We start from the raw sequence: 26,536 nt of genomic DNA on the forward strand, positions 1-26,536 counted from the left end.
ATGGGGATTGCCGCCCTGATCCTGACCGGCTTCGCCGTGGTCGGCACCGGGCTGGTTGCCGTGACCCATGGCGGCACCAAGGACATCATCGCCGCGGCCAATCGGGCGGCGCTGGAAGTGAGCCTGAACCGGTTGGTGCCGGCCGAGCGCTACGACAACCGCGTGATCGATGATCACATCGAGGTGGTGGCGCCGGAGTGGTTGGGCACCGACCAGCCGGTGACCGTTTACCGGGCGCGCCGCAACGGCCAGCCGGTGGCGCTGTTCGCCACGCCGACCGCGCCGGACGGTTACGGCGGGCCGATTCAGTTGCTGGTCGGGGTGTATGCCGACGGCACCCTGGCCGGAGTACGAGTGCTGGCGCATAAGGAAACCCCCGGTCTGGGCGACGCCATCGACGAAAAACGTTCACCGTGGATTCTGGCGTTTGCGGGTCGCTCGCTGAGCAATCCAACGCCGGAAAGATGGAAGGTCAAAAAGGATGGTGGCGTGTTCGACCAGTTCACTGGCGCGACCATTACCCCGCGCGCGGTGGTCAAGGCCACCCATAAGTTTCTGGAGTACGTCCAGACTCACCGCGAGCCATTGTTTGCCCCGGCGGTTGGCGCGAAGACGGTCAGCCAGTCGTCTCAGCCCTGAAAGAGTCGAGCGCGCGGGGACGAGTTGTGCGAGAGGAGCGATCATGAGCGAAACGAGTTATGGGAAGATTCTCAAGGATGGCATGTGGACCCAGAACACGGGTTTCGTGGCGTTACTGGGTTTATGCCCGCTGCTGGCGGTGTCGAACTCGGTGGTCAACGGCCTGGGACTCGGTTTGGCGACCCTGCTGGTACTGCTGACCTCCAACGTGACGGTGTCACTGATCCGCAATCTGGTGCGGCCGGAGGTGCGAATTCCGGTGTTCGTCATGGTGATCGCCTGCGTGGTGACCACCGTGGAATTGGCGATGCACGCCTTTTTGCCGGGGCTTTACACCGTGCTGGGCATTTTCATCCCCTTGATCGTCACCAACTGCTGTGTGATCGGCCGCGCCGAGGCGTTCGCGTTCAAGAACGGCGTGGCGAAGGCGGCGGTGGACGGGATTGCCACTGGGTTGGGGTTTCTGTTGGCGCTGGTGTTGCTGGGCACGCTGCGGGAGGTGGTGGGGCAGGGGACGCTGTTCGCGCAGGCCGATTTGCTGTTCGGGGAGTTCGGCAAGGGGCTGACTCTACATCTGATCGATAATTACCGTGGTTTTTTGCTGGCGATTTTGCCGCCGGGGGCGTTTATCGGTCTGGGTTGCCTGATTGCCGTCAAGAACGTGCTCGATGCCCGCGCCAAGCGCCGAGTTGAAGCCAAACCGGTGGGGGTGTTGCACGAAGCGGGTGCCTGAAGGGATTGGGATGGGCTTTTCGCGCAAAGATGATGCGAATGGTATTGCCACCCTCTCTTTCGCGGTGACAGACGATCAGCACGCGGCTTTGGTTGCTCATGCCAGGCATGATGAAGCGGTCTTCTTCGGAGGAATGCTCTTCATCAAAATACCGCACCGCATATTTCATCGAAGAATACGGATTTCGCCTTTTGGTTCTGGAACAGGATCACCAAATTCTCGCGCGGTATCTATCCATGGCTGGATGACTTCTTTGGCATTTGCTGATACTGATTCATAGGTGTCACCGTGAGCCATGCATCCCAACCTACCCACCAATCATCTTCTTGCTTTACGAGCGCGGTATATTTATTTTTCATGATGTCACCTCATAGGGTTTCGTTTTACTACTGCCAATGCCCATGATATGGGGCGGCTGGAGCGAAGCAAAAGCCGTCCCATATCATGTATTTTGCGGGCGACATGATCTGATTGTTAAACCTCATTCGGTGAATTAACAAATGATTTCGTAAGCATGGCTGCAGGAACCTCTTTGCATCCTGACACGTTCTGTCCTGCCCATAATGGCGAAAAATCGATATTTCCCTGGCTTTCGGCTTTACTCCTTAATGGAGCAATAGCGATTCCAGCCAAAGGGAAAGCAGGCGCGGTCTCATTGTAGGGTCCTAAATCCCGCATAAGGCGATTGACTATTGCGCGCGCGGGGCGGCCGCTAAAGAGATTTGTGATCGCTGTAACATTCGCTGCATCGCTTTTCAACGCCGTGCGGTGTAAGTTGCTGGTTTTGGCTTCCGGACAAAGCAAGTAAGCAGTCCCGATTTGAACGCCCGTAGCACCGAGCGCCAATGCTGCTGTTACACCTTTGGCATCTGCTATCCCACCTGCTGCTATGACTGGGATTTTCACGGCCCTCACTATCTGTGGTACTAATGCGAAGATTCCTGCTTGGGTATTGAGATCATCGGAAAGAAACATGCCGCGATGGCCACCCGCTTCAAGACCCTGCGCAATAATGGCGTCTACGCCTTTTGCTTGAAGCCAGAGTGCTTCCTTCACGGTCGTTGCCGAAGACAGAATTTTAGCGCCCCAACTACGCACTTTAGCCAACATATCGGCTGGTGGTAACCCAAAGTGAAAGCTCACAACTGGGGGCTCAAATTCAGCCAATACCTCAATTGCTTCCCAGCTAATTGAAAGTCTGCTTGGGGTGGAAGTCGATGCGATGTCGTTTATGCCGTACTCATCAAAGTACGGTGAAACTATGGCCCTCCAGGCTTCCTCGCGGACAGGGTTTGGCTCTGGTTCTGAATGGCAGAAAAAATTCACGTTGAATGGACAAGTAGTGTGCTCTCTAATGAGCTGCAACTCCTGGCGCATGGTATCCAGGCTGAGCGTTGCGCAGGGAAGAGAACCAAGCCCTCCTGCATTACAGACAGCGATAGCAAGCTCGCTGCCCGCTACACCCGCCATGGGGGCTTGAATGATTGGCAGCTGTACCCCCAGAAGTTCTTGCAGGTTCATTCTTATCTCCTCGGTACAGATTGTGTCGCTTTGAGCGACAAATAAAAGCTCGGAACTGACCTAACGGGGCGGCGGATAAGCCGCGAGGACGGAAAAGCCGAAGGCGTTGACGGCCGATGTCGGCTTGATCCGCGTGGTTGTGCGGCGCGAAGCGCCAAGCAACCAGCGGATTGCAATCCGCCGCCCCGTTTCGCGGGCGCGAAGCGTCCACGAAACGACAGCCATAACCGGACCCGAAAAGCAGAGCGAGGAACGAGCGGCGCTTTTTGGGGTCGGCTGTATGCGCTTGTTGGGCGATTCATTGGCCGGGCGAATTGATAGTAGCCTGTCCCAGTTCTCCCCTCACACCACTGGAGCTATCAACTCCGCCTCTTGAATCAGTGCATCAATCAACGCCGAAAGTTTAGATGTATCATAGCTGCCGTTCTGTAGCCGTTCGTCTGAAGTATTGTAGAAATTCTTTGAGTAGGATTCCTTAGAATCCAACGCGCCATGCCATTTGCCAATATCTTTCTTGAAGTTGCTCCATATGACCTGCGGCGCGGGATATGGACCCAAACGAAGATCGAGGTAGCACTCAATCGCGGCAGCCCGACCGTTGATGTCAGAAACGCTGACGCCCTCCGGACCAAGGGTGGAGAATGTTCTGAACTCTTCAAGCTCGGGCAAGATCATCGCTCGCATGTTGCCCGGCAGTTCCAGATTTTCGAGTTTGCGGAAAGCCCCGGCCCCTTCCGCGTCGTTGTCCAATACGAATAAAACTTGGTTCAAAACGTCAATTCGCAAAAGCCCTTCCGCAAACTTCACGAGATTGCCAGTTCCCCAGAAATGGTGCCGTTCATCGACATCAACGAAGTTGAAAAAGTCCGCCACATCTGGACGTAGAATATCCAGCGATCGCCGAATAATTCGTGCGTCGGATGCTCCTTCAGTGGCGATGAGAATTTTTTGCGTTTTCCTTGCCCCTGGTCGGAACGCCTCTCGTGGAACCCAACCAGCATGGACGATTGGGCCAAACTCCCATGTCACCTCCGCTTCAGCATTGGCCGCACTAAGACCAAAGACCTGTAGCATTGATTGCGCGCTTAGAATGCAAACCCTCGCGGAAAGGAAGCTGGCTTCGGACCAATAAAGATCCGAATCGTCGTTTGATGGAATCCGCTCAATAATGTCGATATCAGTGGCGAACCGTCCCTGTGAAAGCGTTTCTCGGTCCGGTGTGTCGTATTCGACGTAATCGTTCTTCAGGTCGTTCAGCGGATAGCGGCAAGCCAGATCGCAGAATTCTTCGAATGAGAGATACTCCGGTCTTGGGTCTTCCGATTCATCATAGCTTGCTATCTCGACGGCTTCGGAAACCAGGGCTTGATACTCGGCTCGTGCGACTTCAAGACTGGACCCGAGCATATTGAGACGAGGCAAGACACGAGAGAGTTTCCTTGTGAAACGTTCCTCAGCAATGCCAAGGTCTTCGTGCTCTTCAGGATGTTCTTCGTAATAGTTGTAATCTATTGAATCCGTCTTTCGGTGGGTTAGATCCGTTTCCTGGAATAGAAACCCATAATCATCTCCCATGAAGTTCTTGGAGTATGATAGGGAAACGTCGCCAACGCACAGTTCAATTGAGGTCCCCATGTATTATGCCTTCGCGCTGACATGTGAGCTTGTCATCCGGATGTCTCAGCGTCTCGTGATGCCCAACGGGGCGGCGGATAAGCCGCGAGGACGGAAAAGCCGAAGGCTTTGACGGCCGATGTCGGCTTGATCCGCGTGGTTGTGCGGCGCGAAGCGCCAAGCAACCAGCGGATGCCTATCCGCCGCCCCGTTTCGCGGGCGCGAAGCGTCCGCGAAACAAATGATTATACGGTTTCCGCCTATCAACCATATTTCGCTATCTCTGATAGAAACTGGTTGATTATGCAGGGTTTTATTGGCTGTATAACATTCATCGCGGACTACGGAGCCCTAAAAATCGCGACATGTTTATTGTCCCTCCAAAGATTACCCACTGCTACGAGATTGGTGGATATGGCGGAATATGCTGCCTGGGTGGCGGCCGTGTTATCGTTAGTGACCGCGTTACTATCTAGACTTATGTCACAAGTATAGCGTTACATAAATGGTTTCCCAAGTTTGCCTACCTTATGCGTGTTGCCGATCCTCTGGACCGTTCTCGATCCCACCGTTAACATTGCCGCCGCATGAAACAATCCCGGTTTCACCTCACCCCTCTGACCCGCCGTCGGCTCACGCAATTTCGAGCCAACCGACGCGGCTGGTGGTCGTTGTGGCTGTTCCTGCTGCTGTTCGGCCTGAGCCTGAGCGCCGAATTCATCGCCAACGACCGACCACTGCTCGTTTACCATCACGGCACGCTCTACGTCCCCGTGCTCAAGGATTACGCCGAAACCGATTTCGGTGGCGTGTTTCCCAGCACCGCCAATTACCGCGACCCTTACCTCGCCGACCTGATCGGCCAGGACGGCTGGATGTTCTGGCCCCCGGTCCACTTCCGCTACGACACCGTCAACTACAATCTGCCAGTGCCGGCCCCGGCCCCGCCGTCCGCCGAAAACTGGCTGGGCACCGACGACCAGGGCCGCGACGTGCTGGCCCGGCTGATCTACGGCCTGCGGATTTCGGTGTTGTTCGGGTTGCTGCTCACCTTGACCTCCTCGGTCGTCGGCGTGGCGGCCGGAGCGGTGCAGGGTTACTTCGGCGGCCGGCTCGATCTGCTGTTCCAGCGCTTTCTGGAAATCTGGGGCGGACTGCCGCAACTGTTCATCCTGATCATCGTATCCAGCGTGGTGGTGCCGGGTTTCTGGACCCTGCTGCTGATCCTGATGCTGTTCGGCTGGACCTCGCTGGTCGGCGTGGTGCGGGCCGAATTCCTGCGCGCCCGCAATTTCGATTACGTCCGCGCCGCCCGCGCCCTGGGCATGAGCGACGGTCGCATCATGTTCAAGCACGTACTGCCGAACGCCATGGTGGCGACCCTGACCTTTATGCCGTTCATCCTGTCCGGTTCCATCGTCGCCCTCACCGCCCTGGATTTCCTCGGTTTGGGCCTGCCGCCGGGCTCGGCCTCGCTGGGCGATCTGCTGCGCCAGGGCAAGGACAACCTGCAAGCGCCGTGGCTGGGCGTCTCCGGCTTCGTGGTGCTGGCGCTGTTGCTTAGCCTGTTGGTGTTCGTCGGCGAGGCGGTCCGCGACGCCTTCGATCCCCGCAAGACGGCGATTTGAACCGGTCGCACCCGAACAGTTACGGCCGGGGACGCACTTTCAGGCATAATCCGGCGCAATCTTCCTGATTTCGCCACCTCCGAAGTGTTTCCCATGCTCCCCGTTATCGCCCTGGTCGGCCGGCCCAACGTCGGCAAATCCACTCTGTTCAACTCCCTGACCCGCACCCGCAACGCCCTGGTGGCCGACATGCCGGGGTTGACCCGCGACCGCCAGTACGGCATCAGTCAGCGCGGCCCGCGACCCTGCGTGCTGGTCGATACCGGCGGCTTGACCGGCGACGACGCCGGAATGGACGGCCTGGTGGCGCGTCAGGTCTGGCGGGCCATCGAAGAAGCCGACCTGGTGCTGCTGCTGGTGGACGGCCGCGCCGGGTTGACCGCCGCCGATGAGGAAATCGCCAGCCAGTTGCGCCGCGCCGGCAAGCCGCTGCATCTGGTGATCAACAAAGGTGAACATCGCGATCCCGACCTGCTCAGCGCCGAGTTTCATATCCTCGGCCTGAACCACCTGCACGTCGTCGCCGCCGCCCACAATCAGGGCGTCGAAGACTTGATGGAAGAGGTGCTGGCCGTATTACCAGCCCCTGACGAGGCAGACGAAGCGACGACGGAACCGGAGGAACCGGTCATCAAGCTGGCGGTGGTCGGCCGGCCCAACGTCGGCAAGTCCACCCTGGTCAACCGCCTGCTGGGAGAGGAGCGGATGCTGGCCTGCGATCTGCCCGGCACCACCCGCGACAGCGTGGCCGCGCCCTTCGAACGCGACGGTCAGCGCTATGTGCTGATGGATACCGCCGGGGTGCGCCGCCGCTCACGAGTCAGCGAGGTGGTGGAGAAATTCAGCGTCATCAAGGCGCTGCAAGCGATCGAGCAGTCCCATGTGACGGTGCTGGTGCTGGATGCCCGCCAGGGCATCAGCGATCAGGACGCCAGCCTGCTGGGTCTGGTGCTGGACAGCGGCCGGGCGCTGGTGCTGGCGGTCAATAAATGGGATCGGCTCGATCCCGACATCCGCGCCCAAGTGAAGCGCGATCTCGACTGGCGGCTCAACTTCCTCGATTTCGCCAAAATCCATTTCGTTTCCGCCCTGCATGGTACCGGTGTCGGCGATTTGATGGTTTCGGTGCGGGAGGCTTACGCCGCCGCCACCCGCAAGCTGGCCACCCCGGAGCTGACCCGGATTCTGGAGGACGCGCTGGCCGCCCACCAGCCGCCGCTGGTGCATGGTCACAGCATCAAGCTGCGCTATGCGCATCAGGGCGGGCAGAATCCGCCGATGATCGTCATTCACGGCAACCGCATCGAGCACGTACCGGAAAGCTACCGGCGCTATCTGACCAACGTCTACCGCAAGCGGCTGGACCTGTGGGGTACGCCGATTCGAATCGAGTTCAGGGGCGGCGACAATCCCTATAAGCCCACATTGACGAGGGGCGGCCGACCCAAGACCGGCGGGCATCGGAAAGCGGGCCGGTGAGGCGTGGCAAGGAGGCAAAAACCAAACCGGCCGCTCCAGGCGGCCGGCGTCCGACGCGAGACGATCTGGCGGCTTAGTTCGAGGGCGTTGGGGGATTGTCGGTCGGGCAGGTCTTGATGCCGAGCAGGCTGTAGGCCGGGCACCAGTTCATCAGCGCGGTGGCGATCGGCACCACGCCGATCAAGCCCCACCAGCCGATCGTCCCCATCAATGCGAGCACGATCAGCAGGGCGCCGACCACGAGACGGGCGATCTTGTCGGCCGAACCGATATTCTTGACGATGTTCATGGTTTCGTTCTCCAGGGTGGACGGATACTCAAGGATTGTACCGATGGATCGTTGGGACTGGTTGCGAATTGTCAACTCTAAGGAGTTTCAGGCGGATAACGCCCGTTTGACCCGACACGAGCGGCTCGAGTTGCCGCAGCTTCAGTAAAGGCTCCTGGCCCGGCCGAACGGCTCGTCCGGCGCCGAACATTCCCCGCACCAACTCAGTTGCATGTTCCCGCGCACCTCTTCCGTCTGGATGCCCAACGACAGCAAATGGTTAAGCTTGGCATAGGCCGCTTCGGTCGTCAGGTCGAAACCACCGAGCACGCCTGTCCGGGCCAGCGCCGTGCCCACGGCGTATTTGCTCAGATCGACCCGGCTTTCGATGCATTGGGAGATGGCCACAATCGTGACGCCGCGCGCGGTCGCCGCCGCCAGCGTTGCCAGAAAACCCGGCGACTCGATTGGGGCGGAGCCGATGCCGTAGGATTCGAGAATCAAGCCCCGCAGGGGCGGTTCGAGCACCTTGGCGAGCAGGCCGGCCGAAAGCCCAGGGAACACTTTCAGCACCGCGACCTGCCCATCGGTGGGCTGGAGGATTTGAAACACCTCGGCGCCGGTTCGATCCAGCAGCGCGGCGCGGTTGATCTCGATGTGGATGCCGACTTTCGCCAGCGGTGGGTAATTCGGCGAATCGAACGCATCCAGCGCCTCGCCCTTGAGTTTGACGGCGCGATTGCCGCGCATCAGCCGGCCGTTAAAGTACAGACACACTTCGGGAATCGGGTCCCTGGCGGCCAGCAACAGGGCCGTCAACAGGTTGTTGCGGGCGTCGTTGCGCATCTCCCGCAGCGGGATCTGCGAGCCGGTGACGATGACCGGCTTGGTCAGGCCCGGCAAGGCGAAGGAGAGGCCCGACGTGGTGTAGGCCATGGTATCGGTGCCGTGCAGCACGACGAAACCGTCGTATTCGCGGTAGTGGCCGGCGATCAGGTCGGCGATCCGATACCAGTCGCGGGGATGGAGGTTGGCGCTGTCGATCAGATGGCGGCATTCGTGTACCACGTAATCCGGCATGTCCTCGGCCAGATCGGACGGGATCATCCGCGCCAGCAACCGGTCCAGGCCGGATTCGGGAACGTAGCCCTGGGGCGTGCGGCGCATGCCGATGGTGCCGCCCGTGTAAGCGATGAGGATGCGCTTTTGCATGAGGTTCGCTCCAGAGGATATTCAGGCGGCGACCGCGGCCCGGTCATGAGCGCGTTGACCGGACCGCGCCATCGGTTCAGCCTTCCGGTTCGGGAGCGGGTTCGGCCGCGATTTCGAGGCTGGGTTCCTCCAGCACCCAGGATTGCGGATCGAGTTTCAGATCGGCGAATTTGGCCGGATCGAACACCGGTCGCTCGATCCCGCTGGCGATCTGCGCGTCGAAATCATCCATCAGCCGCAGTCCGACCTTGAACAGCAGGGCCAGCGCGACAAGGTTCACCAGCGCCAGGAAACCCATGGCCACGTCGGCGAAGCCGAACACCGTGCCGAGATCTTGCAACGAGCCCCACATCACCAGCGCGAGCGTCAGGACGCGATAGCCGGTGAACAGGGTTTTGTTGTGTGGGCTGAAGAAGTTGAGGCTGTTTTCACCCAGGTAGTAGTTGTACATGATCGAGGTGAAGGCGAACAGCATCAGCGCCAGGCTGACGAACGACCGGCCCCATTCGCCCATCTCGTTCGCCAGAGCCGCCTGAGTCAGGGCCACGCCGCCCAGTTCGGTGCCGGGTTGGAATACTCCCGACAGCAGAATGATGGAGGCGGTGCAGGTGCAGAGAATGATCGTGTCGATGAACACGCTGAAGGATTGCACGATGCCCTGATTGACCGGATGGGGAACGTAGGCGACGGCCGCCACGTTGGGGGCGCTGCCCAGGCCCGCTTCGTTGGAGAACAGGCCGCGCTTGACGCCCATGATGATGGCCGCGCCGATGCCGCCGGCAAACGCCGGCTCCAGGCCGAAGGCGCTTTTGAAGACCAGCGCCAGGGCGGCGGGAATGGCGTCGAAATGGGTGACCATGACGACGATGGCCATGACGAAATAACCCAGGGCCATGACGGGGACCACGATCTCGGCGACTTCGGCGATGCGGCGGATGCCGCCGAAGATGATCAAGCCCAGCACCGCGACCAGGCCGATGCCGGTCACGTAGGTCGGTATGCCGAAGGCGTCGCTGAAGGACGTGGCCACGGTGTAGGATTGCAAGGCGTTGAACGAAAAACCGAAAGTAGCCAGCAGCAGCACGGAGAACAGCACGGCCAGCCATTTTTGTCCGAGCCCGTGTTCGATGTAATAGGCCGGGCCGCCGCGATAGGTGCCGTCGGGTTCGGCCTGCTTGAACAACTGAGCCAGCGAGCATTCGAAATAGCTGGTGGCCATGCCCATCAGGCCGATGATCCACATCCAGAAGATAGCGCCCGGACCGCCAAGAGTGATGGCCACGGCCACTCCGGCGATGTTGCCGGCGCCGACCCGTCCGGCCACGCTCAACGTGAGTGCCTGGAAGGAGCTGAGATGACCGGCCTGGTGCTTGAAAGCCTGGCCGAGTATTCGGAACATCCGGGCAAAATAACGGAACTGGACGAAGCGCGAGCGAATCGTGAAGGTGAGCCCGAGAATCACGAGGACGGTGATGAGTACCTTGCCCCACAATAGATCGTTCAAGAAATCCAGCATGGTGGTTTTCTCCAGTAAGTGGATAGGTGTGCGCCGGCATTGTCGAGTGCGAGAGCCGGTCAAAGGATGCGAAAATAAAACCGGCGGCTCAACAAAAATGTGAGTGGTCAATTGGGGAAACATTGCGCCGCAACGCTCAGTTAGCGCGAAGTTAAGCCTAAATGGTGATGAGCGCGGGCTCGAATCTTCAAGCAATCGAGCGGACAGACTTCCCTTTCCCGGATGGATGGGACGCGCGCGCCGCTGGGATGATTGTTGACCAATAAGGTCTAACATAATGAATGCTTACATGTTTCTCGCCGTGTTCTGCGGTGCGGGGTTCGGTGCCTGCTTGCGCTGGTGGCTGGGCATCGCCCTCAACCCCGTTTTTCCGACCCTGCCGCTCGGCACGCTGGCCGCGAACCTGCTCGGTGGCTATCTGATCGGAGTGGCGGTGGCCTATTTCTCGATCAATACCAGCCTGCCCCCGGAAATCCGGCTACTGGTGATCACCGGCTTCATGGGCGCATTGACCACTTTTTCCACCTTCTCGGCCGAAGTGGTCACCCTGATCGCTCGCGGTCAGGTCGGCTGGGCGATAACGACGGCGGGCGTGCATCTGTTCGGGTCGCTGGCGCTGACCGCGCTCGGCATCCTGACGGTACGCATGTTTCTGCCCCGGTCTTGAGGGGCTGGCCGTTCGATGATCGGGCTGACCTGATCGCGGCCCGCAAACAGAGCACTGATGGGAGGATCGGCGATGGAAGGTTCGTTTCTCAGATTCTACCTGCGCGAGAACCAGCGACATCGCGGCAGGCTGTTGTGGGAATGGCTGCTGGAGCAGGCCAACCGGAGGGGTATTCGTGGCGGTTCGGCCTTCCGGGCGATGGCCGGTTTCGGCCGCCATCATGCGTTGCATGAAGATCATTTTTTCGAGTTGGCCGGGACGCTCACGGTGGAAGTCGAGTTCATCGTCACCGACGCCGAGGCACGGGGCCTGCTCGATCTGTTGCGGGAAGAGAAGATCCGGGCGTTCTACGCGCATATCCCGGCTCGGTTCGGCGTGACCGTACCCGATCCGGGCGACGCGGACGCACCGGAAGCCGCGCCAGGGCGGAAATCCACTTGAAGTCGCCGCGCGGGTTGCCCCGCGCCGGGCAAAGAGGGATCTCGACGGAATGGTAGAGCCGGTGGCGGCGGCGCTGCTGTTGCGGGGATGGGGGTTCGCGGGAGCACCTCAGCGGTCCAGGTAGCGTTGCGGCAACCCGTCGTAGGCATCGATCCGCCGGTCGCGCGGGTAGGGCCAGAGCCGCCGCACCGGTTCGGAACGACCCAGGTCCAGTTCCACCGCCAGGGTGGCCGGCCCGTCGGTGGGGGTGGAGGCGAGCCATTCGCCCCGCGGGCCGACGATGAGGCTGGTGCCCCAGAACTGGATACCGGCGGTCTGGCCAGAGGCATCGGTGGAGGCTACGATGACAGAAGCATTGGATATTGCCGTCAGTGGGGAGCGGCTGGATGAAGGCACGGTCGAAGAATGTGCTTGTTTCGGGTTGCTCACGATCCGTCAAGGGAATCGGTTTTTGACGGAAAGGATAGATGGATTCAAGGCAATTCATTGCAGTTGTAGACCGATTCATGGAACAGATTCAGGGGCAACTATGGGCAAAGACGATTTCTCTGACCAACTTTGATCGAATCTGGGACGAGTTGCAGGCGGAACGCGCCGACTTAAAAATGGCTGATTACCGGAAGTTGGAGGCGCTCCCTGGTTATGACCCCGATGAAGCTCCCGCGGAAGAAATCGAGCGCCTGTTTGCCGACACCGAGGGCTTCGGTTGGGATGCGATTCAGGAACTGGCCGCCGATCATCAACCTGGAAGATCCACCCCCCGAATGAGTGGTTTTACCGCGCTGGCGGCCACTATCGGAATGGAGGCGCGGCCCGGAGACATGCCCTTGCTCCCGGCAACCGAACTACCTCCACGCGATCAAGTTCCTGCTTGGCGACATGGATACGAGACCGCCCGTGCACTGCGAGTTGCTTGTGGCCTCCAATCGGGACCGCTCCCAGATCAACGTCTTGCGGATCTTTCGGGTGTTTCGGTGCAGGTGCTAGCAGCGTCTCCGTCGGCCGATCGTGCCTTCGCTTTCAGCCTGGACGACGAATCCGGCAAGGTTGGCCGCATTGTACTACGGCCGAAATGGGAAACGGGGCGGCGCTTCGAATTGGCACGTCTGCTAGGTGAGTAACTCTTCACACCCCTCCCGGTAATGGCTAACTTCCCCTCGGGGAGTAGGTATGGAAAACTAGAGTCCAGCCCCACGATCAACCGCCATGCACCTCAGCCCACATAGCCTGCGCCAATTAGACCACGCCTACCTGGATTCGCTGGGGAGGCCGAGGTGCGTGCGCTGTCGGGCAAGCTGCTGGACGATTTGAAGGAGGCGCTGGACCGGTTGAATCAGGGACCGGACAACAGTTCGCGGCCGCCGAGCAGTCGGGCGCCGTGGGACCGACCGGGTGACGGGCCGGAATCGGATGCCGCCGATGCGGCGGACGAGGGACCCGAGTCGGCACCGGCAGACGCGAAGCCGGTGCCGGCGGAACCGCCGTCGGCCGAGGCGAAACCGGCGGACGCGAAACCCGCCCGTAAACCGGGTAAGCAGCCGGGGGCGCCGGGGATCGGCCGGACTCAGGTGTTCCAGGCGAATGCCGAACAGGCCCATTACCCCGACACCTGCGCCGGTTGTGGCCGGCCGCTGGACCCAGTGGGTGCGGTGGCCTACACCGGGTTTCAGGCGGTCGACCTGCACTGGGGCGATCCGGCGCGGCCGGGGTTGACGCTGTGGGTCGTGGACCATCGCTATGACGAAGCCCCCTGCGCCTGTGGCCATCGGACCCGGGCCGTGGCCGGCCAGGGCGTGGTGGACCCACTGCTGGCGGGGATTGAACTCAGCGAATGGCGGCTGGTGGGGCCGGGGTTGGCGGCGCTGATCGTGGCACTGGCTTTCCGGTTCCGGCTGTCGCGGGCGCGGATTCGCGAATTCCTGGACGAGTGGCTGGGACTGAAGCTGAGTACCGGCACGATCCATCGGACGCTCCACGAAGCCGGCGCGGCCGTGGCGCCGGCGGAAGACGAACTCGTCCAGGCGGTTCTGGACAGCCATCTGCTGCACGCCGACGAAACCTCCTGGCCCGAACACGGCCGGCCGCTGTGGCTGTGGGTGTTTGTCGCGGCGACCGCGACCCTGTACTACGTGGCCGGGCGCGGCAAGGAGCGGGTCGAGAACGTGCTGGACGGCTTTAGCGGCTGGCTGATGAGCGATGGCTGGATGGCCTACCGCAACCACCCGCGCCGGTTACGCTGTTGGGCACACCTGATTCGCAAGGCGCGGGGCTTGGCCGAGAGTGGCGACCGCGAGGCCCGTGTCTTTGGCCGGTTCGTGCTGGAGACCTTGGAGGCGCTGATGGCGGCGGTCTACGCGGCCCGCGAAGGTCCGCCGCCGGTCGCGCCGCCGACCCAACACATGATGGTACTGGCCGCGTTGCGCGCGGCCTGCGAACGGCGCCAGGGTCACGCCCACGCCAAAACCCACGCCTTGGCGGTGGAGTTGCTCAACGACTGGGAAGCCATCTTCCAGGTGCTGAGTCATCCCGAACTGCCACTGACCAACAATGTAGCAGAGCGGGCACTACGCCATTGGGTGATCGCGCGCAAGATCAGTCACGGTACCCGCACCCCGGTGGGTTCGCGGGTCTTCGCTCTGCTCGCCAGCGTCATCGATACCTGCCGCCAGCGCGGCCACTCCCCTTGGCGCACTCTCGAACGCGCCATCGCCGACCGCCGCGCCGGACTGCCTCTCGCCCCCTTGCCCCGGTAGAGGGGGGAGAACGGCTACCTAGGTGACAGGTTGACCACCGGCTGTCTAAACGAGCGGTTACTGTCTGCAACGCGGGCTTATACCTATCGGCAAAAGTTTCAGCGGGCATTTGCCGCTGAACTGTTGTGCCCGTTCGAAGCATTGGAAGAGCAGATGGACGGCGATTATTCGGCTGATGTGAGAGAAGATGCAGCGCATTATTTTGGGGTTTCCGAACGTACCGTCACCACTCTGCTGGTCAATCACAAGCGTATAGATCGTAGCTACCTTGATGAAGACCTGGAAATCCTTGCTGCATGATTGCTTGGCATCGAGATCGTCAAAGAGCCGACCGATAAAGCACTGCTCATGCCGTTGGTGCAAAAGCTGCTGAATCACACGCCAACCAAATAGCCGTTTTCGCATTCAAATCTTTCTGGTGGGAGGACGAACCATGTCAACACCTTTGGCGGAACGCGAATTGCTGAACTCCCAACCTCATCATCGCTGGACCGTCGCCGAATATCACCGTATGGCGGAAGTCGGTTTGCTGAATGAAGACTCACGAGTGGAATTGATCGATGGGGAGATTATCGAAATGGCGCCGATTGGCAGTGAACATGCCGGCCATAATAATTATTTAATGAGTTTCCTTGCTCACCGCTTGTATGGCAAGGCAGTCGTAGCTGGACAAAATCCAGTCATACTTGGCGGCTATGAAGAACCTCAGCCCGATATTGCCTTACTGCGTTGGCGGGACGACTATTACAGAACCGCTCATCCCCATGCCGAAGATGTTTTGCTGCTCATCGAAATATCCGACAGCACGCTCCGCTATGATCGCGATGTCAAAATTCCTCTGTACGCAAAAAACGGTATCCCCGAAGTCTGGTTACTGGATATCCAGAATCGACAACTGGAAATCCACCGCGAGCCGATCAACGGCGAGTACCGGCAGCGAGATTGCCGCCGCGTCGGCCAGATCGCGCCGATTTTGTGTCCCGACGCCGTGATCGATCTAGCCGAACTCTTTCCCAACTCCTGAGCGACGTTTCTGAATGACCGAATTAGCCTTTACCGCCGACAGTACCGAACGTGTATCGCTGAAAGTCTTCACCGAAAAGGCGTACCTGGATTATTCCATGTACGTCATTCTTGACCGGGCCTTGCCCCACATTGGCGACGGTTTGAAGCCGGTGCAGCGGCGCATCATCTACGCGATGTCCGAACTGGGCCTGAGCGCCGGGTCCAAGCACAAAAAATCCGCCCGCACCGTCGGCGACGTGCTCGGCAAATATCACCCGCACGGCGACTCGGCCTGCTATGAGGCCATGGTGCTGATGGCCCAGCCCTTCTCCTACCGTTATCCACTGGTGGACGGGCAGGGCAACTGGGGTTCGCCGGACGATCCCAAGTCGTTCGCCGCCATGCGCTACACCGAGGCCCGGCTGACGCCGTTCGCCCAAGTGCTGCTATCCGAACTCGGCCAGGGCACGGTGGACTGGATACCCAATTTCGACGGCACGCTGGACGAACCGGTGCGGCTGCCCGCCCGCCTGCCGAACGTCTTGCTCAATGGCATTACCGGCATCGCCGTCGGCATGGCCACCGACATCCCGCCGCATAATCTTGGCGAAATCGCCGCTGCCTGCATCCACCTGCTGGACCATCCCGACGGCGACCTGGACGCGCTCTGCGAGCTCGTGCCCGCGCCGGATTATCCCGGTGGCGCGGAGATCGTCACCCCCCGCGAGGAACTCCGCAAGCTGTACCAGACCGGCAATGGTTCGGTGCGGTTGCGCGCCCGCTTCGAACGGGAAAACGGCGATGTGGTGATCACTACCCTGCCGCATCAGGTGTCCGGAGCACGGATCATGGAACAGATCGCCGCGCAGATGCGGGAAAAAAAGTTGCCGATGGTCGAGGATCTGCGCGACGAATCCGACCACGAAAACCCGACCCGGCTGGTGCTGGCGCTGCGTTCCAACCGGGTGGACGGGGATTTGCTGATGGACCACCTGTTCGCCACCACGGATTTGGAGAAGAGCTACCGGGCGAATCTCAACATGATCGGTCTGGACGGCCGGCCGCAGGTCAAGAACCTCAGACAGATTCTTGAGGAATGGCTGCAATATCGCCTGGTCACGGTACGGCGACGGCTGGAACATCGGCGCCATCAGGTCGAACAGCGCCTGCATATCCTCGACGGCCTGCTGATCGCCTATCTCAATCTGGATGAAGTGATCCGCATTCTGCGCACCGAAGAGCGGCCCAAGGCGGTGCTGATGGCCCGCTTCCAATTGTCCGACATCCAGGCCGAGGCCATTCTGGAGACCAAGCTGCGGCATCTGGCCCGCTTGGAGGAGATGAAGCTGCGGGGCGAGCAGGATCAACTCCGCAAGGAACTGGCGCAGTTGCAACAATTACTGGGCTCGGAACAGCGTTTGAAAGGGCTGATCCGCAAGGAAATCCAGGAGGACGCCCAACGCTACGCCGATCCGCGCCGCTGCCCGCTGGTGGAACGACGGCCGGCGCAGGCACTGGACGAAACCAGTTTGACCCCCAGCGAGCCGATGGTGGTGGTGCTGTCGCAAAAGGGTTGGGTGCGGGCGGCCAAGGGCCGCGAGATCGACCCCATGGCGCTGAATTACAAATCCGGCGATGGCTTTCTGACCCAGGCGCAAGGGCGCAGTAATCAGTCGGCGGTGTTCCTGGATACCACCGGGCGGACCTATACCCTGCCGGTGGCGGGACTGGCCTCGGCGCGCGGTTACGGCGAACCACTGACCGGCAAGCTCAGCCCGCCGGACGGGGCCAGCTTCGTGAGCCTGTTGCTGAGTAATCCCGAGGATTTGTATCTACTGGCCACCGATGCCGGTTACGGCTTCATCTGCGCCTTCGACGACCTGCTCAGCCGCAACAAGGCCGGCAAGCTGGTGCTGACCGTGCCGGAAAAGGCGAAGATATTGTTGCCGCTACCGGTCACCAGCCTGGATGGCGACCGGCTGGCGGCCATCGGCGGCGGTGGCCGGTTGTTGGTGTTCCCGGTGAAAGATCTGCCGCGCTTGCCCAAGGGCAAGGGCAACAAAATTCTCGATCTGCCGGGCGAGGAGCGGCTGATAGCCTTGGCCATCGTGCCGCCGGAACGGTGTCTGATGCTGACCGCCGGCAAGCGGGATCTGAAGCTCAAACCGGCCGATCTGGACGGTTATGCCGGTGAGCGGGGCCGGCGGGGCAAGCTGTTGCCGCGCGGCTTTCAGCGAGTGGAGCGGGCGGTGGTGGGGGAGTGAGTGTTCCGCCACCAGGCTCGATACCCCAGTAATGCGGCGAGCAGTCCGGCATACAGCAGCGGTTCGCTGATGTCGGCCTTGACCAGCCACCAGTAATGCACCACGCCCAGCACGCCGATCAGGTAGACCAGTCGGTGCAAGCGCTGCCAGTTTCGCCCCAGCCGTTTGATCATGCCGTTGGTGGAGGTCGCCGCCAGCGGGACCAGCAGCAGGAAGCCGGCGAAACCGACCGTGATGTAGGGGCGCTTGGCGATGTCCGCGAAAATGGCCGATAGATCGAAGAATTGGTCGAAAATCAGGTACACGCTGAAATGCAGGCAAACATAGAAAAACGCAAACAGGCCCAGCATCCGCCGGAACTTTTGCAGCCCGTTCCAGCCACTCAGCCGCCGCAATGGCGTCACCGCCAGCGTCAGCAGCAGGAAGCGCAGGCTCCAGTCGCCGGTGCGATGACTCAGCGTTTCGACCGGATTGGCGCCCAATCGATCTTGCCATGCCAGCCAGCACAGCCAGACCAGCGGTAACAGGCTGGCGCAGAAGACCAGAAGTTTTCCATAAGGGGGGAAGCGAGATGGGCGCGCGGTCATGGTGGGCGGACTTCGGGGTGGCTGGATGGTTCGGATGATGGACGGGCGGTCGCGTGGTCCGCTTGCCTATGGAACCCATGCGTCGGGAAAGTTCCCCGCCTGGGCGAGGGTGGTCTCATGCCTGTTCGGGTCGCGCGCATAAAAAAAGCCGGAGCTTGCGGGCTCCGGCAAATAACCACCAAAGGAAGGTGTGGAGAAGAACGACATCTCACGATGCCAGCTACAGCCTAAGTGATTTTGTTGCAGTGCGTCAAGATTTTTTTGCGGCCGCAATAAAAAATGCCGGGGCAATGGATCTGACCCGGCAAAAAACCACCAAAGGAGGATTTGGAGATAACATTCACTAGGAATGTTGCATTGCAGTATAAGGCGGGTATTGCACCGCGTCAAGCGTTTTGCTAGGTATTTTTTGATGTGAAAAATCAATCGACTATTTTGGATTAGCTTTGAATGTACCACCCGGCTGGTCCGCTGGCCCAGCTTCGGTGGCCACCTTATCCATGCCGCAGCACGATCTTGCCCATCTGTTCGCCGGCCAGCAACCGCTGGTGGGCCGCGACCGCCTGCTCGAACGGGAAAACCCGGTCGAGCGCCGGTTCGATGCGGTGTTCGGCGACGAAGTGCAGCATGGCGGCGAATTCGGCGGGTGAACCCATGGTGGAGCCAATGATGCGCGCCTGCCGGAAAAACAGCTTGGCCATTTCCAACCCTCGCGGCGGATTGCCGGCCGTCGCGCCGTAAACCACCAGCCGCCCAGCCGGTTTCAGCAGCGAAAAGCAGTCCTTGAAAGCGGGGCCGCCAGTGCCGTCGATCACCACGTCCACGCCGCCACTCAGTTCGGCCAGTCGTTTGGCCCAATGCTCGTCGCGGTAGTTGACGCCGCCGGCCGCGCCCATTCGCCGGGCCTGTTCCAGTTTGCCGTCGTCGCCGCTGGTGACGAAAGTTCGCGCCCCCAGCCCCACCGCCCACTTCAGCGCGAAGGTGGCCACCCCGCCGCCGATGCCGGTGATCAGCACGGTTTCGCCCGCTTGCGCCGCGGCCTGGGTCATCAGCGCCCGCCAGGCGGTCAGCCCGGCCAGAGGGATGGCGGCGGCCTGTTCCCAGTTCAGATGCGCCGGTTTGGCGAAAACGTGACGGGCGGGAACGCAGAGGTATTCGGCGAAAGTACCGGGATTCGGCATCCCCAGGACCCGGAAGGTCGAGCTGGGGAAGCGAGGGTCGTCGCCCCAATCGTAGGCGGGGTAGAGGAGTACCGGTTGATCGAGCAGCTCCACCGGGGCGTCGGGGCCGAGCGCGTCGACCGTGCCGGCCCCGTCCGAACCGAGGATGCACGGCAGGCGGATGCCGGGATACTGACCGAGGGTAATCCAGACATCGCGACGATTGAGCGCCATGGCGCTCAGGCGCACGCGGACCTGTCCGGGACCAGGTTCCGGCGTGGCGATTTCATCGATGCGCAACTGCTCGGGGCCACCAAGTTGCGGGAGGATCAGGGCTTTCATGGCATGTTCCTTTCGGGCGGTCGAGTCGGGGTTACGGTCGGGCGCGCGGCGGAGGGGGCTCATGGCCGACCTTATATTCACTTTCCAGTAAAATGTTCTAACTTTACTAGCGAGCATAGCGCGGGCGACCGGCTCCATCCATGCAAGCCTCCCGACATGACCGTGCGACAGCCAGCCCTGTACAACCTCTCGGCCTTGCCCATACTACCTTTAAAAAACCGTCATCATGACCGCGACCGACGGGACTGGTTGTATCCTCGGACCCTCACCGCCCTTCCAGGCCGAGGGTCATCTTTCACCACCAGACGATTGCAAGAGAAGCACGATGACAGACAAGCCAATCAACATGACGCGCCCGCTGGACCTGACTCACGAGAAACGCAACGTAGGTCCGCAGCGCATTCAAAGGCCGATCTACGCGGATCTGCTGCCGACCTGCAACAATGCCTGTCCGGCGGGCGAAAACATTCAGGGCTGGCTGACGCACGCGCAGGCGGGGCGTTTCAAGGAGGCTTGGCAAACGCTGACCCAAGACAACCCGCTGCCGTCGGTGCATGGTCGCGTGTGCTACCACCCCTGCGAGAGCAACTGCAATCGCGCCAAGCTGGATTCCTCGGTCAGCATTCACGCCGTCGAGCGCTTTCTCGGCGAGATGGCGCTGCGGGAAAACTGGCAGTTCGAAATCACCGTTCCCTCCAGCGGCAAGCGGGTGCTGGTGGTCGGTGCCGGTCCCAGCGGCCTGTCCGCCGCCTACCATTTGGCCCGTCTCGGTCATACCGTCGAAATTCATGAGGCTGGCCCAATGGCCGGCGGCATGATGCACTTCGGTATTCCCGCCTACCGCCTGCCGCGCGACGTGCTGGACGCCGAGATCAAGCGCATCGAGAACATGGGCGTCAAGATCGTGCTCAACCACCGGGTTGACGACCTGCTGGCCGAGAAACAGGCCGGCAACTTCGACGCCATGTTCGTCGCCGTGGGCGCCCACATCAGCAAGCGCACCGAGATCCCGGCCCGCGACGCCGGAAAAATGTTCGACGCACTGACCTTCCTCAAGGACGTGGAATCCGGCAACGCTCCCAAGCTGGGCCGGCGGGTCGCCATCTACGGCGGTGGCAATACCGCCATGGATGCCGCCCGGGTCGCCAAGCGGCTGGGCTACGAGCCGTTGATCATCTACCGCCGCGACCGCGCTCACATGCCGGCCCTCGAGTTCGAGGCTGACGAGGCGCTGGAAGAAGGTGTGAAGATCCACTGGCTGCGCACCATCAAGAACATCGAGGAAACCACCTTTACGGTCGAGGTGATGGAAATAGACGAGAAGGGCCGACCGCGCCCGACCGGCGAACTCGAGACTCTGGAAGCCGATGCGTTGATCATGGCGCTGGGCCAGGACGTGGACACCAGCTTCATGACCCGGGTGCCGGGCGTGGAACTCAAGAGCGACGGCGTGGTGATGGTCAACGAAAACATGATGACCGGCTACCCGGGCCTGTTCGCCGGCGGCGACATGGTGCCCTCCGACCGTACCGTGACCATCGGGGTGGGCCACGGCAAGAAGGCCGCCCGCAACATCGACGCCTGGTTGCGAACGGGCGAAAGCTACGTCAAGTCGTCCAAGCACGCGCTGGCCACCTTCGACAAGCTGCACGTCTGGTACTACACCGACGCCGCCCAGCGCCCGCAGAGCCATCTGGATATGAAAGTCCGCCAGAGCAGCTTCGAGGAAGTGGTGGGCGGCCTGAACCAAAAAGAGGCGCTGTACGAAGCCAAGCGCTGCCTGTCCTGCGGCAACTGCTACGAATGCGACGGCTGCTACGGTGCTTGCCCCGAAGACGCGGTGATCAAGCTGGGGCCGGGCAACCGCTACCGCTACGACTACGATCTCTGCACCGGCTGCGCGGTGTGCTTCGAGCAATGCCCCTGCCACGCCATCGAGATGATCCCAGAACCGCCGGCCGAAACGTCGGAACCCACGGTTTGACAACAAGAAACCATCGTCCGCAGTATCCAGCGGGCTTAGAGAGAAGCGTAAAATGACCGAACGGCAAGTCACAACCATCGATGGCAACGAGGCCGCGGCCTACGTCGCCTACCGGGTCAACGAAGTCTGCACCATCTACCCCATCACGCCGTCCTCGACCATGGCCGAGTTGGCGGATCAATGGGCCTCGGAAGGCATCAAGAACATCTGGGGCAGCGTCCCCATGATCATGGAAATGCAGAGCGAGGGTGGCGCGGCCGGCGCGGCGCACGGTGCGTTACAGACCGGTGCGCTGACCACCACCTTCACCGCGTCGCAGGGGCTCATGCTGATGATCCCCAACATGTACAAGATCGCCGGCGAGTTGACCTCGGCGGTATTTCACGTCGCTGCCCGTTCGCTGGCAACACAGGGGTTGTCGATCTTCGGCGACCATCAGGACGTGATGGCGGTGCGCCCGACCGGTTTTTGCCTGTTGGCCTCCGGTTCGGTGCAGGAAGCTCACGACATGGCGCTGATCGCCCAGGCATCCACCCTGGAAGCGCGGGTGCCCTTCATCCATTTCTTCGACGGCTTCCGTACCTCGCACGAGGTGAACAAGCTCACCCTGCTGTCGGATGACGACATCCGGGCGATGATTCGCGACGACCTGGTGTTGGCGCATCGTGCCCGGGCGTTGAACCCCGACCGGCCGTTCATCCGCGGCACCGCCCAGAACCCCGATGTCTATTTCCAGAGCCGCGAAACGGTCAACCCGTTCTATGCCAAGGTACCCGGCATCGTGCAGGCGGCCATGGACAAATTCGCGGGTATTTCCGGCCGCCAATATAACCTGTTCGACTACGTCGGTGATCCGAACGCCGATCGGGTGGTGATCCTGATGGGTTCCGGTCAGGAAACCGCTTGCGAAACCGCCGCTTATCTGAATGCGCGCGGCGAAAAGGTGGGGGTGCTCCAGGTGCGTCTCTACCAGCCGCTGTCGGCCAGCCATTTCCTGGCGGCCTTGCCGGCCAGCGTCAAGTCCATCGCCGTCCTGGAGCGCACCAAGGAACCGGGCACCACCGGCGAGCCGATGTACCTGGAAGTCGTCAATACCCTGGTGGAAGCGCAGACCGCCGGGACCTTGCCCTCACCGGTCATGCCCCGAGTTATCGGCGGCCGTTATGGACTGTCTTCCAAGGAATTCACGCCGGCAATGTGCAAGGCGGTGTTCGACGAATTGCGCAAGGACAAGCCCAAGAACCATTTCACCGTCGGCATCATCGACGACGTGACCCACACCAGTCTGGATGTCGATGCCAGCTTCATGATCGAGTCCGACAAGGTGGTGCGCGCGATGTTCTACGGACTGGGCGCGGACGGTACGGTCGGCGCCAACAAGAACTCGATCAAGATCATCGGCGACGACCCGGAGTTTTACGCCCAGGGCTATTTCGTCTATGACTCCAAGAAATCCGGCTCGCAGACCGTTTCCCACCTGCGGTTTGGGCCGGAACCGATCCGCTCGCCCTATCTGGTGCAGTCGGCCAATTTCATCGGCTGCCATCAGTTCAATTTCCTCAACCGTGGCGATGTGCTCAAGAACGCCGCGCCGGGCGCCGTATTCCTGTTGAATACCAGTCCGCATGAACCGGAGGAGATCTGGGAGCGAATTCCCCGGCCGGTGCAGGAAGAGATCGTCGCCAAGAAGCTGAAGGTCTACGGTATCAATGCCGAGAAGGTGGCCCGTGACAACGGCATGGGGACGCGGATCAACACCATTATGCAGACCTGTTTCTTCGCCATTTCGGGGGTGCTGCCGCGCGATAAGGCGATCGAGAAGATCAAGTACTCGATCAAAAAGAGTTATATGCGCAAGGGCGAGGAGGTCGTGCGCAAGAACTTCGAGGCGGTGGACAACACGCTGGTCAACCTGCGCGAAATCCCCGTGCCGGCTCGGGCGACCAGCACCATCGAACTACCGCCGACCGTGTCGGCCAATGCGCCGGAGTTTGTGCGGAACGTAACGGCGATGATGATGGCCGGGCGCGGCGACGAACTGCCGGTCAGCGCCCTGCCGGTGGATGGCACCTATCCCAGCGCCACCACCCAATGGGAAAAGCGCAACATCTCCAACTTCATACCGATCTGGGAACCGGACGTCTGCATCCAGTGCGGCAATTGCAGCATGGTCTGCCCGCACGGCGTCATCCGCTCCAAGTTCTACAACGAAGCCAGTTTGGAAAGCGCCCCGAAGGCATTCAGGACCGCGCCTATCGACGCCCGGGGTTTCCCGGATATTCGCTACACCCTGCAAGTGTATCTGGAGGATTGCACCGGTTGCGGGCTGTGCGTCGAGGTCTGCCCGGCCAAGAGCAAGGAACAGACCGGACGCAAGGCCATCAACATGGCGCTCAAGGAACCGGTGCTGGAGGATGAAAAGGCCAATGTGAGCTTTTTCGAGACCCTGCCGGAGATGGATCGTGGCCGGGTGGACTTCTCCACGGTGCGCGGGGTGCAGTTCCTGCCGCCGCTGTTCGAATTCTCCGGCGCCTGCGCCGGCTGTGGCGAGACCCCCTACGTCAAGTTGCTGTCGCAATTGTTCGGCGACCGCTTGCTGGTGGCCAACGCCACCGGCTGTTCCTCGATCTACGGCGGCAACCTGCCGACCACCCCGTGGTCGGTCAATAGCGAAGGGCGCGGCCCGGCCTGGTCCAACTCGCTGTTCGAGGACAACGCCGAATTTGGCTTGGGTTTCCGCCTGACCGCCGATAAGCATCTGGAATACGCCGGCGAATTGCTCAAGGCACTGGCTGGACGAATCGGTGAAGATCTGGTGAGTGAGTTACTCAGCGCCGATCAGACCACCGAGACCGACATCCGCCGGCAGCGGGGCCGGGTGGCCGAGCTGAAACAGCGCTTGCGCGAGATCGACGACCCGCGCGCCCAGCAATTGCTGTCCATCGTTGACCAGTTGGTGCGGCGCAGTGTCTGGATCGTCGGTGGTGACGGCTGGGCCTACGACATCGGCTCGTCCGGTGTCGATCATGTGCTGTCCAGTGGTCGCGACGTCAATATTCTGGTGATGGATACCGAGGTGTATTCCAATACCGGCGGCCAGATGTCGAAATCCACTCCGATGGGCGCTGTCGCCAAGTTTGCGGCGGCGGGCAAACAAATCGGTAAGAAAGACATTGCGTTGCAGGCGATTTCCTATGGAAATGTCTATGTCGCGCGCATCGCCATGGGCGCCAACCCGCAGCAGTCTCTGCTGGCTTTTCGAGAGGCCGAGGCGTACCGGGGGCCATCGCTGATTCTGGCCTACAGCCACTGCATCGCTCACGGCATCAACATGCAGCGCGGACTGGATCAGCAGCATCTGGCGGTGGAGTGCGGACACTGGCCGCTGTTCCGCTACAACCCGATGGTGCACGAATCCAACGAGAACCCGTTCGTCCTCGATTCCGGGCGTCCGAAGATCCCGCTCAAGACCTACGCCTACAACGAAGTGCGCTACAAGGTGTTGGCCCATACCAACCCCAAGGAGGCCACGCGTCTCATGGATCTGGCCCAGCAGGGGATCAACCGGCGCTGGTCGGTGTACGAGGACATGGCGGCCCGCAGCGGCGACACGTTCCAACCGAAATACAAACCCTAAGGGCGCATGGCGGTTTCGGGTGAGCCGGAACCGCCAGCCATCGGCATTCTGCACGCAGAAGGAATTATCATGGATTTAACAACCAGTTACATGGGGATGGAACTGAAGCATCCCATCGTGGCGTCGGCCGCGCCGCTGTCGGGGAGCGTGGCCAACATCAAGCGCCTCGAAGACGCCGGCGCGGCGGCCGTGGTCATGTTCTCGCTGTTCGAGGAGCAGTTGAAACACGAGAGCGCGGCGCTGGAGTATCTGATGACCGCCGGTACCGAGAGCTTCGCCGAGTCGTTGAACTATTTCCCGGAGGTAGACGATTACACCGTTGGCCCGGACAACTACCTGGAACTGCTGCGGCAGGCGTCGGCGGCGGTGGATATCCCGATCATCGGCAGCCTCAACGGCGTTACCAATACCGGTTGGATCGAATATGCGCAGTTGATGCAGGAAGCGGGGGCGAAGGGGATCGAACTGAACATCTACTACATCCCCGCCGATCTGACCACCAGCGGCCGCGAGGTCGAGGCACGCTACATCGAGATCGTCAAGGCGGTGAAGGCGGCGGTGACCGTGCCGGTGGCGGTCAAGCTGAACCCGTTTTTCAGCGCTATCGGCTCGATGGCCAAGGCGCTGGACGATGCCGGCGCCGACGCCCTGGTATTGTTCAATCGCTTCTACCAGCCCGATTTCGATCTGGACAAACTGGAGGTGGCGCCGAACCTGCAACTGAGCACGCCGGACGAGATTCGCCTGCCGTTGCTGTGGATCGCTATTCTGCATGGACGGTTGCGCGCCTCGCTGGGCGCGACCCGCGGCGTGCAAAGCGCGACCGAGGTGGTCAAGTATCTAATGGCGGGGGCTGATGTGGTGATGACTACCTCGGCTCTGCTCAAGAACGGCATCGATTATATCGGCACCCTGCACAACGGCTTGCAGACCTGGATGGAGCTGCACCGCTACACGTCGGTGAAGCAGATGAAAGGTTCGATGAGTCAGCGTAACGTCGCCGATCCGACCGCGTTCGAGCGCGCCAACTACATCAAGACGCTGGAAAGCTACAAGGGCGACTATCTGTAAGAGCACTTGCTGTCT

Annotated in this window: 22 protein-coding genes and 1 pseudogene; 14 read left to right on the top strand and 9 right to left on the bottom strand. The window is 61.0% G+C overall.

Annotated elements, in window-relative coordinates; translation table 11 throughout:
• A complete protein-coding gene (gene rsxG / locus IPM89_00890; GenBank protein ID QQS55723.1) occupies positions 1–639 on the top strand; it encodes an electron transport complex subunit RsxG in 639 nt (212 codons plus the stop codon).
• Between the two features lie 43 nt (positions 640–682).
• Complete coding sequence (locus IPM89_00895; protein QQS54465.1) at positions 683–1,372, top strand: electron transport complex subunit E; 690 nt, start codon at positions 683–685, stop codon at positions 1,370–1,372.
• Here IPM89_00895 and IPM89_00900 read toward each other — a convergent pair.
• The 3 genes and pseudogenes from IPM89_00900 to IPM89_00910 all read right to left on the bottom strand — a co-directional run bounded on the left by IPM89_00900 (position 1,293) and on the right by IPM89_00910 (position 4,528).
• Positions 1,293–1,602, bottom strand: a pseudogene (locus IPM89_00900) (BrnT family toxin). The gene IPM89_00895 and the pseudogene IPM89_00900 sit on opposite strands and share 80 nt — an antisense overlap.
• A 244-nt stretch (positions 1,603–1,846) precedes the next feature.
• Positions 1,847–2,893: a nitronate monooxygenase gene (locus IPM89_00905; GenBank protein ID QQS54466.1), complete on the bottom strand. Its 1,047-nt coding sequence runs from the start codon at positions 2,891–2,893 to the stop codon at positions 1,847–1,849.
• A 342-nt stretch (positions 2,894–3,235) separates the two neighbouring features.
• Positions 3,236–4,528, bottom strand: coding sequence for a hypothetical protein (locus tag IPM89_00910; protein QQS54467.1), 1,293 nt, complete (start codon positions 4,526–4,528; stop codon positions 3,236–3,238).
• Between the two features lie 566 nt (positions 4,529–5,094).
• Here IPM89_00910 and IPM89_00915 point away from each other — a divergent pair.
• Both IPM89_00915 and der read left to right on the top strand, forming a co-directional pair.
• The gene (locus tag IPM89_00915; GenBank protein QQS54468.1) at positions 5,095–6,135 is read left to right on the top strand and encodes an ABC transporter permease; all 1,041 of its coding nucleotides are present in this window, start codon (positions 5,095–5,097) and stop codon (positions 6,133–6,135) included.
• 93 nt (positions 6,136–6,228) lie between these two features.
• Positions 6,229–7,614: a ribosome biogenesis GTPase Der gene (gene der, locus IPM89_00920; protein ID QQS54469.1), complete on the top strand. Its 1,386-nt coding sequence runs from the start codon at positions 6,229–6,231 to the stop codon at positions 7,612–7,614.
• 73 nt (positions 7,615–7,687) lie between these two features.
• On the opposite strand, the gene IPM89_00925 is transcribed toward der, so the two are convergent.
• From IPM89_00925 to IPM89_00935, 3 genes are all read right to left on the bottom strand, one after another.
• The gene (locus IPM89_00925) at positions 7,688–7,903 is read right to left on the bottom strand and encodes a DUF2892 domain-containing protein (protein QQS54470.1); all 216 of its coding nucleotides are present in this window, start codon (positions 7,901–7,903) and stop codon (positions 7,688–7,690) included.
• A gap of 141 nt (positions 7,904–8,044) precedes the next feature.
• On the bottom strand, positions 8,045–9,094 hold the full coding sequence (gene ansA, locus IPM89_00930; protein ID QQS54471.1) for an asparaginase: 1,050 nt from the start codon (positions 9,092–9,094) through the stop codon (positions 8,045–8,047).
• 76 nt (positions 9,095–9,170) lie between these two features.
• The gene (locus IPM89_00935; protein QQS54472.1) at positions 9,171–10,610 is read right to left on the bottom strand and encodes an alanine:cation symporter family protein; all 1,440 of its coding nucleotides are present in this window, start codon (positions 10,608–10,610) and stop codon (positions 9,171–9,173) included.
• A 277-nt stretch (positions 10,611–10,887) separates the two neighbouring features.
• Here IPM89_00935 and crcB point away from each other — a divergent pair, with 277 nt between their 5' ends.
• Both crcB and IPM89_00945 read left to right on the top strand, forming a co-directional pair.
• The gene (gene crcB / locus IPM89_00940; GenBank protein QQS54473.1) at positions 10,888–11,277 is read left to right on the top strand and encodes a fluoride efflux transporter CrcB; all 390 of its coding nucleotides are present in this window, start codon (positions 10,888–10,890) and stop codon (positions 11,275–11,277) included.
• A gap of 72 nt (positions 11,278–11,349) precedes the next feature.
• Entirely contained in the window at positions 11,350–11,718 is a 369-nt protein-coding gene (locus IPM89_00945; GenBank protein ID QQS54474.1) for a DUF190 domain-containing protein, read from the top strand.
• Positions 11,719–11,826: 108 nt separating this feature from the next.
• Here IPM89_00945 and IPM89_00950 read toward each other — a convergent pair whose 3' ends face one another.
• Positions 11,827–12,147 (bottom strand): hypothetical protein, encoded by a 321-nt coding sequence (locus IPM89_00950; GenBank protein QQS54475.1) that lies wholly within the window; start codon positions 12,145–12,147, stop codon positions 11,827–11,829.
• 77 nt (positions 12,148–12,224) lie between these two features.
• On the opposite strand from IPM89_00950, the gene IPM89_00955 reads away from it, so the two are divergent.
• The 5 genes from IPM89_00955 to parC all read left to right on the top strand — a co-directional run bounded on the left by IPM89_00955 (position 12,225) and on the right by parC (position 17,740).
• The gene (locus tag IPM89_00955; protein QQS54476.1) at positions 12,225–12,839 is read left to right on the top strand and encodes a hypothetical protein; all 615 of its coding nucleotides are present in this window, start codon (positions 12,225–12,227) and stop codon (positions 12,837–12,839) included.
• A 345-nt stretch (positions 12,840–13,184) separates the two neighbouring features.
• Complete coding sequence (locus tag IPM89_00960) at positions 13,185–14,471, top strand: IS66 family transposase (GenBank protein ID QQS55724.1); 1,287 nt, start codon at positions 13,185–13,187, stop codon at positions 14,469–14,471.
• Between the two features lie 30 nt (positions 14,472–14,501).
• Complete coding sequence (locus IPM89_00965; GenBank protein QQS54477.1) at positions 14,502–14,771, top strand: hypothetical protein; 270 nt, start codon at positions 14,502–14,504, stop codon at positions 14,769–14,771.
• Positions 14,772–14,931: 160 nt separating this feature from the next.
• Positions 14,932–15,495: a Uma2 family endonuclease gene (locus IPM89_00970; protein ID QQS55725.1), complete on the top strand. Its 564-nt coding sequence runs from the start codon at positions 14,932–14,934 to the stop codon at positions 15,493–15,495.
• 13 nt (positions 15,496–15,508) lie between these two features.
• Positions 15,509–17,740 (top strand): DNA topoisomerase IV subunit A, encoded by a 2,232-nt coding sequence (gene parC, locus IPM89_00975; protein QQS54478.1) that lies wholly within the window; start codon positions 15,509–15,511, stop codon positions 17,738–17,740.
• Here the strand turns inward: parC and msrQ are convergent.
• Together msrQ and IPM89_00985 are read right to left on the bottom strand one after the other, a co-directional pair.
• On the bottom strand, positions 17,707–18,327 hold the full coding sequence (gene msrQ, locus IPM89_00980; protein ID QQS54479.1) for a protein-methionine-sulfoxide reductase heme-binding subunit MsrQ: 621 nt from the start codon (positions 18,325–18,327) through the stop codon (positions 17,707–17,709). The genes parC and msrQ overlap by 34 nt on opposite strands.
• A 494-nt stretch (positions 18,328–18,821) precedes the next feature.
• Positions 18,822–19,829 (bottom strand): zinc-binding dehydrogenase, encoded by a 1,008-nt coding sequence (locus IPM89_00985; protein QQS54480.1) that lies wholly within the window; start codon positions 19,827–19,829, stop codon positions 18,822–18,824.
• 325 nt (positions 19,830–20,154) lie between these two features.
• Here IPM89_00985 and IPM89_00990 point away from each other — a divergent pair, with 325 nt between their 5' ends.
• The 3 genes from IPM89_00990 (at position 20,155) to IPM89_01000 (ending at position 26,521) form a co-directional block, all read left to right on the top strand.
• Positions 20,155–21,813, top strand: coding sequence for an NAD(P)-binding protein (locus IPM89_00990; protein QQS54481.1), 1,659 nt, complete (start codon positions 20,155–20,157; stop codon positions 21,811–21,813).
• Positions 21,814–21,865: 52 nt separating this feature from the next.
• A complete protein-coding gene (gene nifJ, locus IPM89_00995; protein QQS54482.1) occupies positions 21,866–25,450 on the top strand; it encodes a pyruvate:ferredoxin (flavodoxin) oxidoreductase in 3,585 nt (1,194 codons plus the stop codon).
• A 69-nt stretch (positions 25,451–25,519) separates the two neighbouring features.
• Positions 25,520–26,521 carry a dihydroorotate dehydrogenase-like protein gene (locus IPM89_01000; protein QQS54483.1) on the top strand — a complete coding sequence of 334 codons (1,002 nt, stop codon included), beginning with the start codon at positions 25,520–25,522 and terminating at the stop codon, positions 26,519–26,521.
• Positions 26,522–26,536: the final 15 nt, after the last annotated feature.

It is taken from the genome of Candidatus Competibacteraceae bacterium, from assembly GCA_016699715.1.
GTDB lineage: Bacteria > Pseudomonadota > Gammaproteobacteria > Competibacterales > Competibacteraceae > Competibacter.

Bases quoted from the DNA above. Each gene is read 5' to 3' on its own strand.
- msrQ (QQS54479.1), bottom strand. From the start codon at position 18,327: ATGACCGCGCGCCCATCTCGCTTCCCCCCTTATGGAAAACTTCTGGTC.
- IPM89_01000 (QQS54483.1), top strand. From the start codon at position 25,520: ATGGATTTAACAACCAGTTACATGGGGATGGAACTGAAGCATCCCATC.
- IPM89_00910 (QQS54467.1), bottom strand. From the start codon at position 4,528: ATGGGGACCTCAATTGAACTGTGCGTTGGCGACGTTTCCCTATCATAC.
- IPM89_00990 (QQS54481.1), top strand. From the start codon at position 20,155: ATGACAGACAAGCCAATCAACATGACGCGCCCGCTGGACCTGACTCAC.
- der (QQS54469.1), top strand. From the start codon at position 6,229: ATGCTCCCCGTTATCGCCCTGGTCGGCCGGCCCAACGTCGGCAAATCC.
- IPM89_00935 (QQS54472.1), bottom strand. From the start codon at position 10,610: ATGCTGGATTTCTTGAACGATCTATTGTGGGGCAAGGTACTCATCACC.
- rsxG (QQS55723.1), top strand. From the start codon at position 1: ATGGGGATTGCCGCCCTGATCCTGACCGGCTTCGCCGTGGTCGGCACC.
- IPM89_00915 (QQS54468.1), top strand. From the start codon at position 5,095: ATGAAACAATCCCGGTTTCACCTCACCCCTCTGACCCGCCGTCGGCTC.
- IPM89_00955 (QQS54476.1), top strand. From the start codon at position 12,225: ATGGAACAGATTCAGGGGCAACTATGGGCAAAGACGATTTCTCTGACC.
- IPM89_00925 (QQS54470.1), bottom strand. From the start codon at position 7,903: ATGAACATCGTCAAGAATATCGGTTCGGCCGACAAGATCGCCCGTCTC.
- IPM89_00985 (QQS54480.1), bottom strand. From the start codon at position 19,829: ATGAAAGCCCTGATCCTCCCGCAACTTGGTGGCCCCGAGCAGTTGCGC.
- IPM89_00895 (QQS54465.1), top strand. From the start codon at position 683: ATGAGCGAAACGAGTTATGGGAAGATTCTCAAGGATGGCATGTGGACC.
- IPM89_00945 (QQS54474.1), top strand. From the start codon at position 11,350: ATGGAAGGTTCGTTTCTCAGATTCTACCTGCGCGAGAACCAGCGACAT.
- IPM89_00905 (QQS54466.1), bottom strand. From the start codon at position 2,893: ATGAACCTGCAAGAACTTCTGGGGGTACAGCTGCCAATCATTCAAGCC.
- parC (QQS54478.1), top strand. From the start codon at position 15,509: ATGACCGAATTAGCCTTTACCGCCGACAGTACCGAACGTGTATCGCTG.
- crcB (QQS54473.1), top strand. From the start codon at position 10,888: ATGAATGCTTACATGTTTCTCGCCGTGTTCTGCGGTGCGGGGTTCGGT.
- ansA (QQS54471.1), bottom strand. From the start codon at position 9,094: ATGCAAAAGCGCATCCTCATCGCTTACACGGGCGGCACCATCGGCATG.
- nifJ (QQS54482.1), top strand. From the start codon at position 21,866: ATGACCGAACGGCAAGTCACAACCATCGATGGCAACGAGGCCGCGGCC.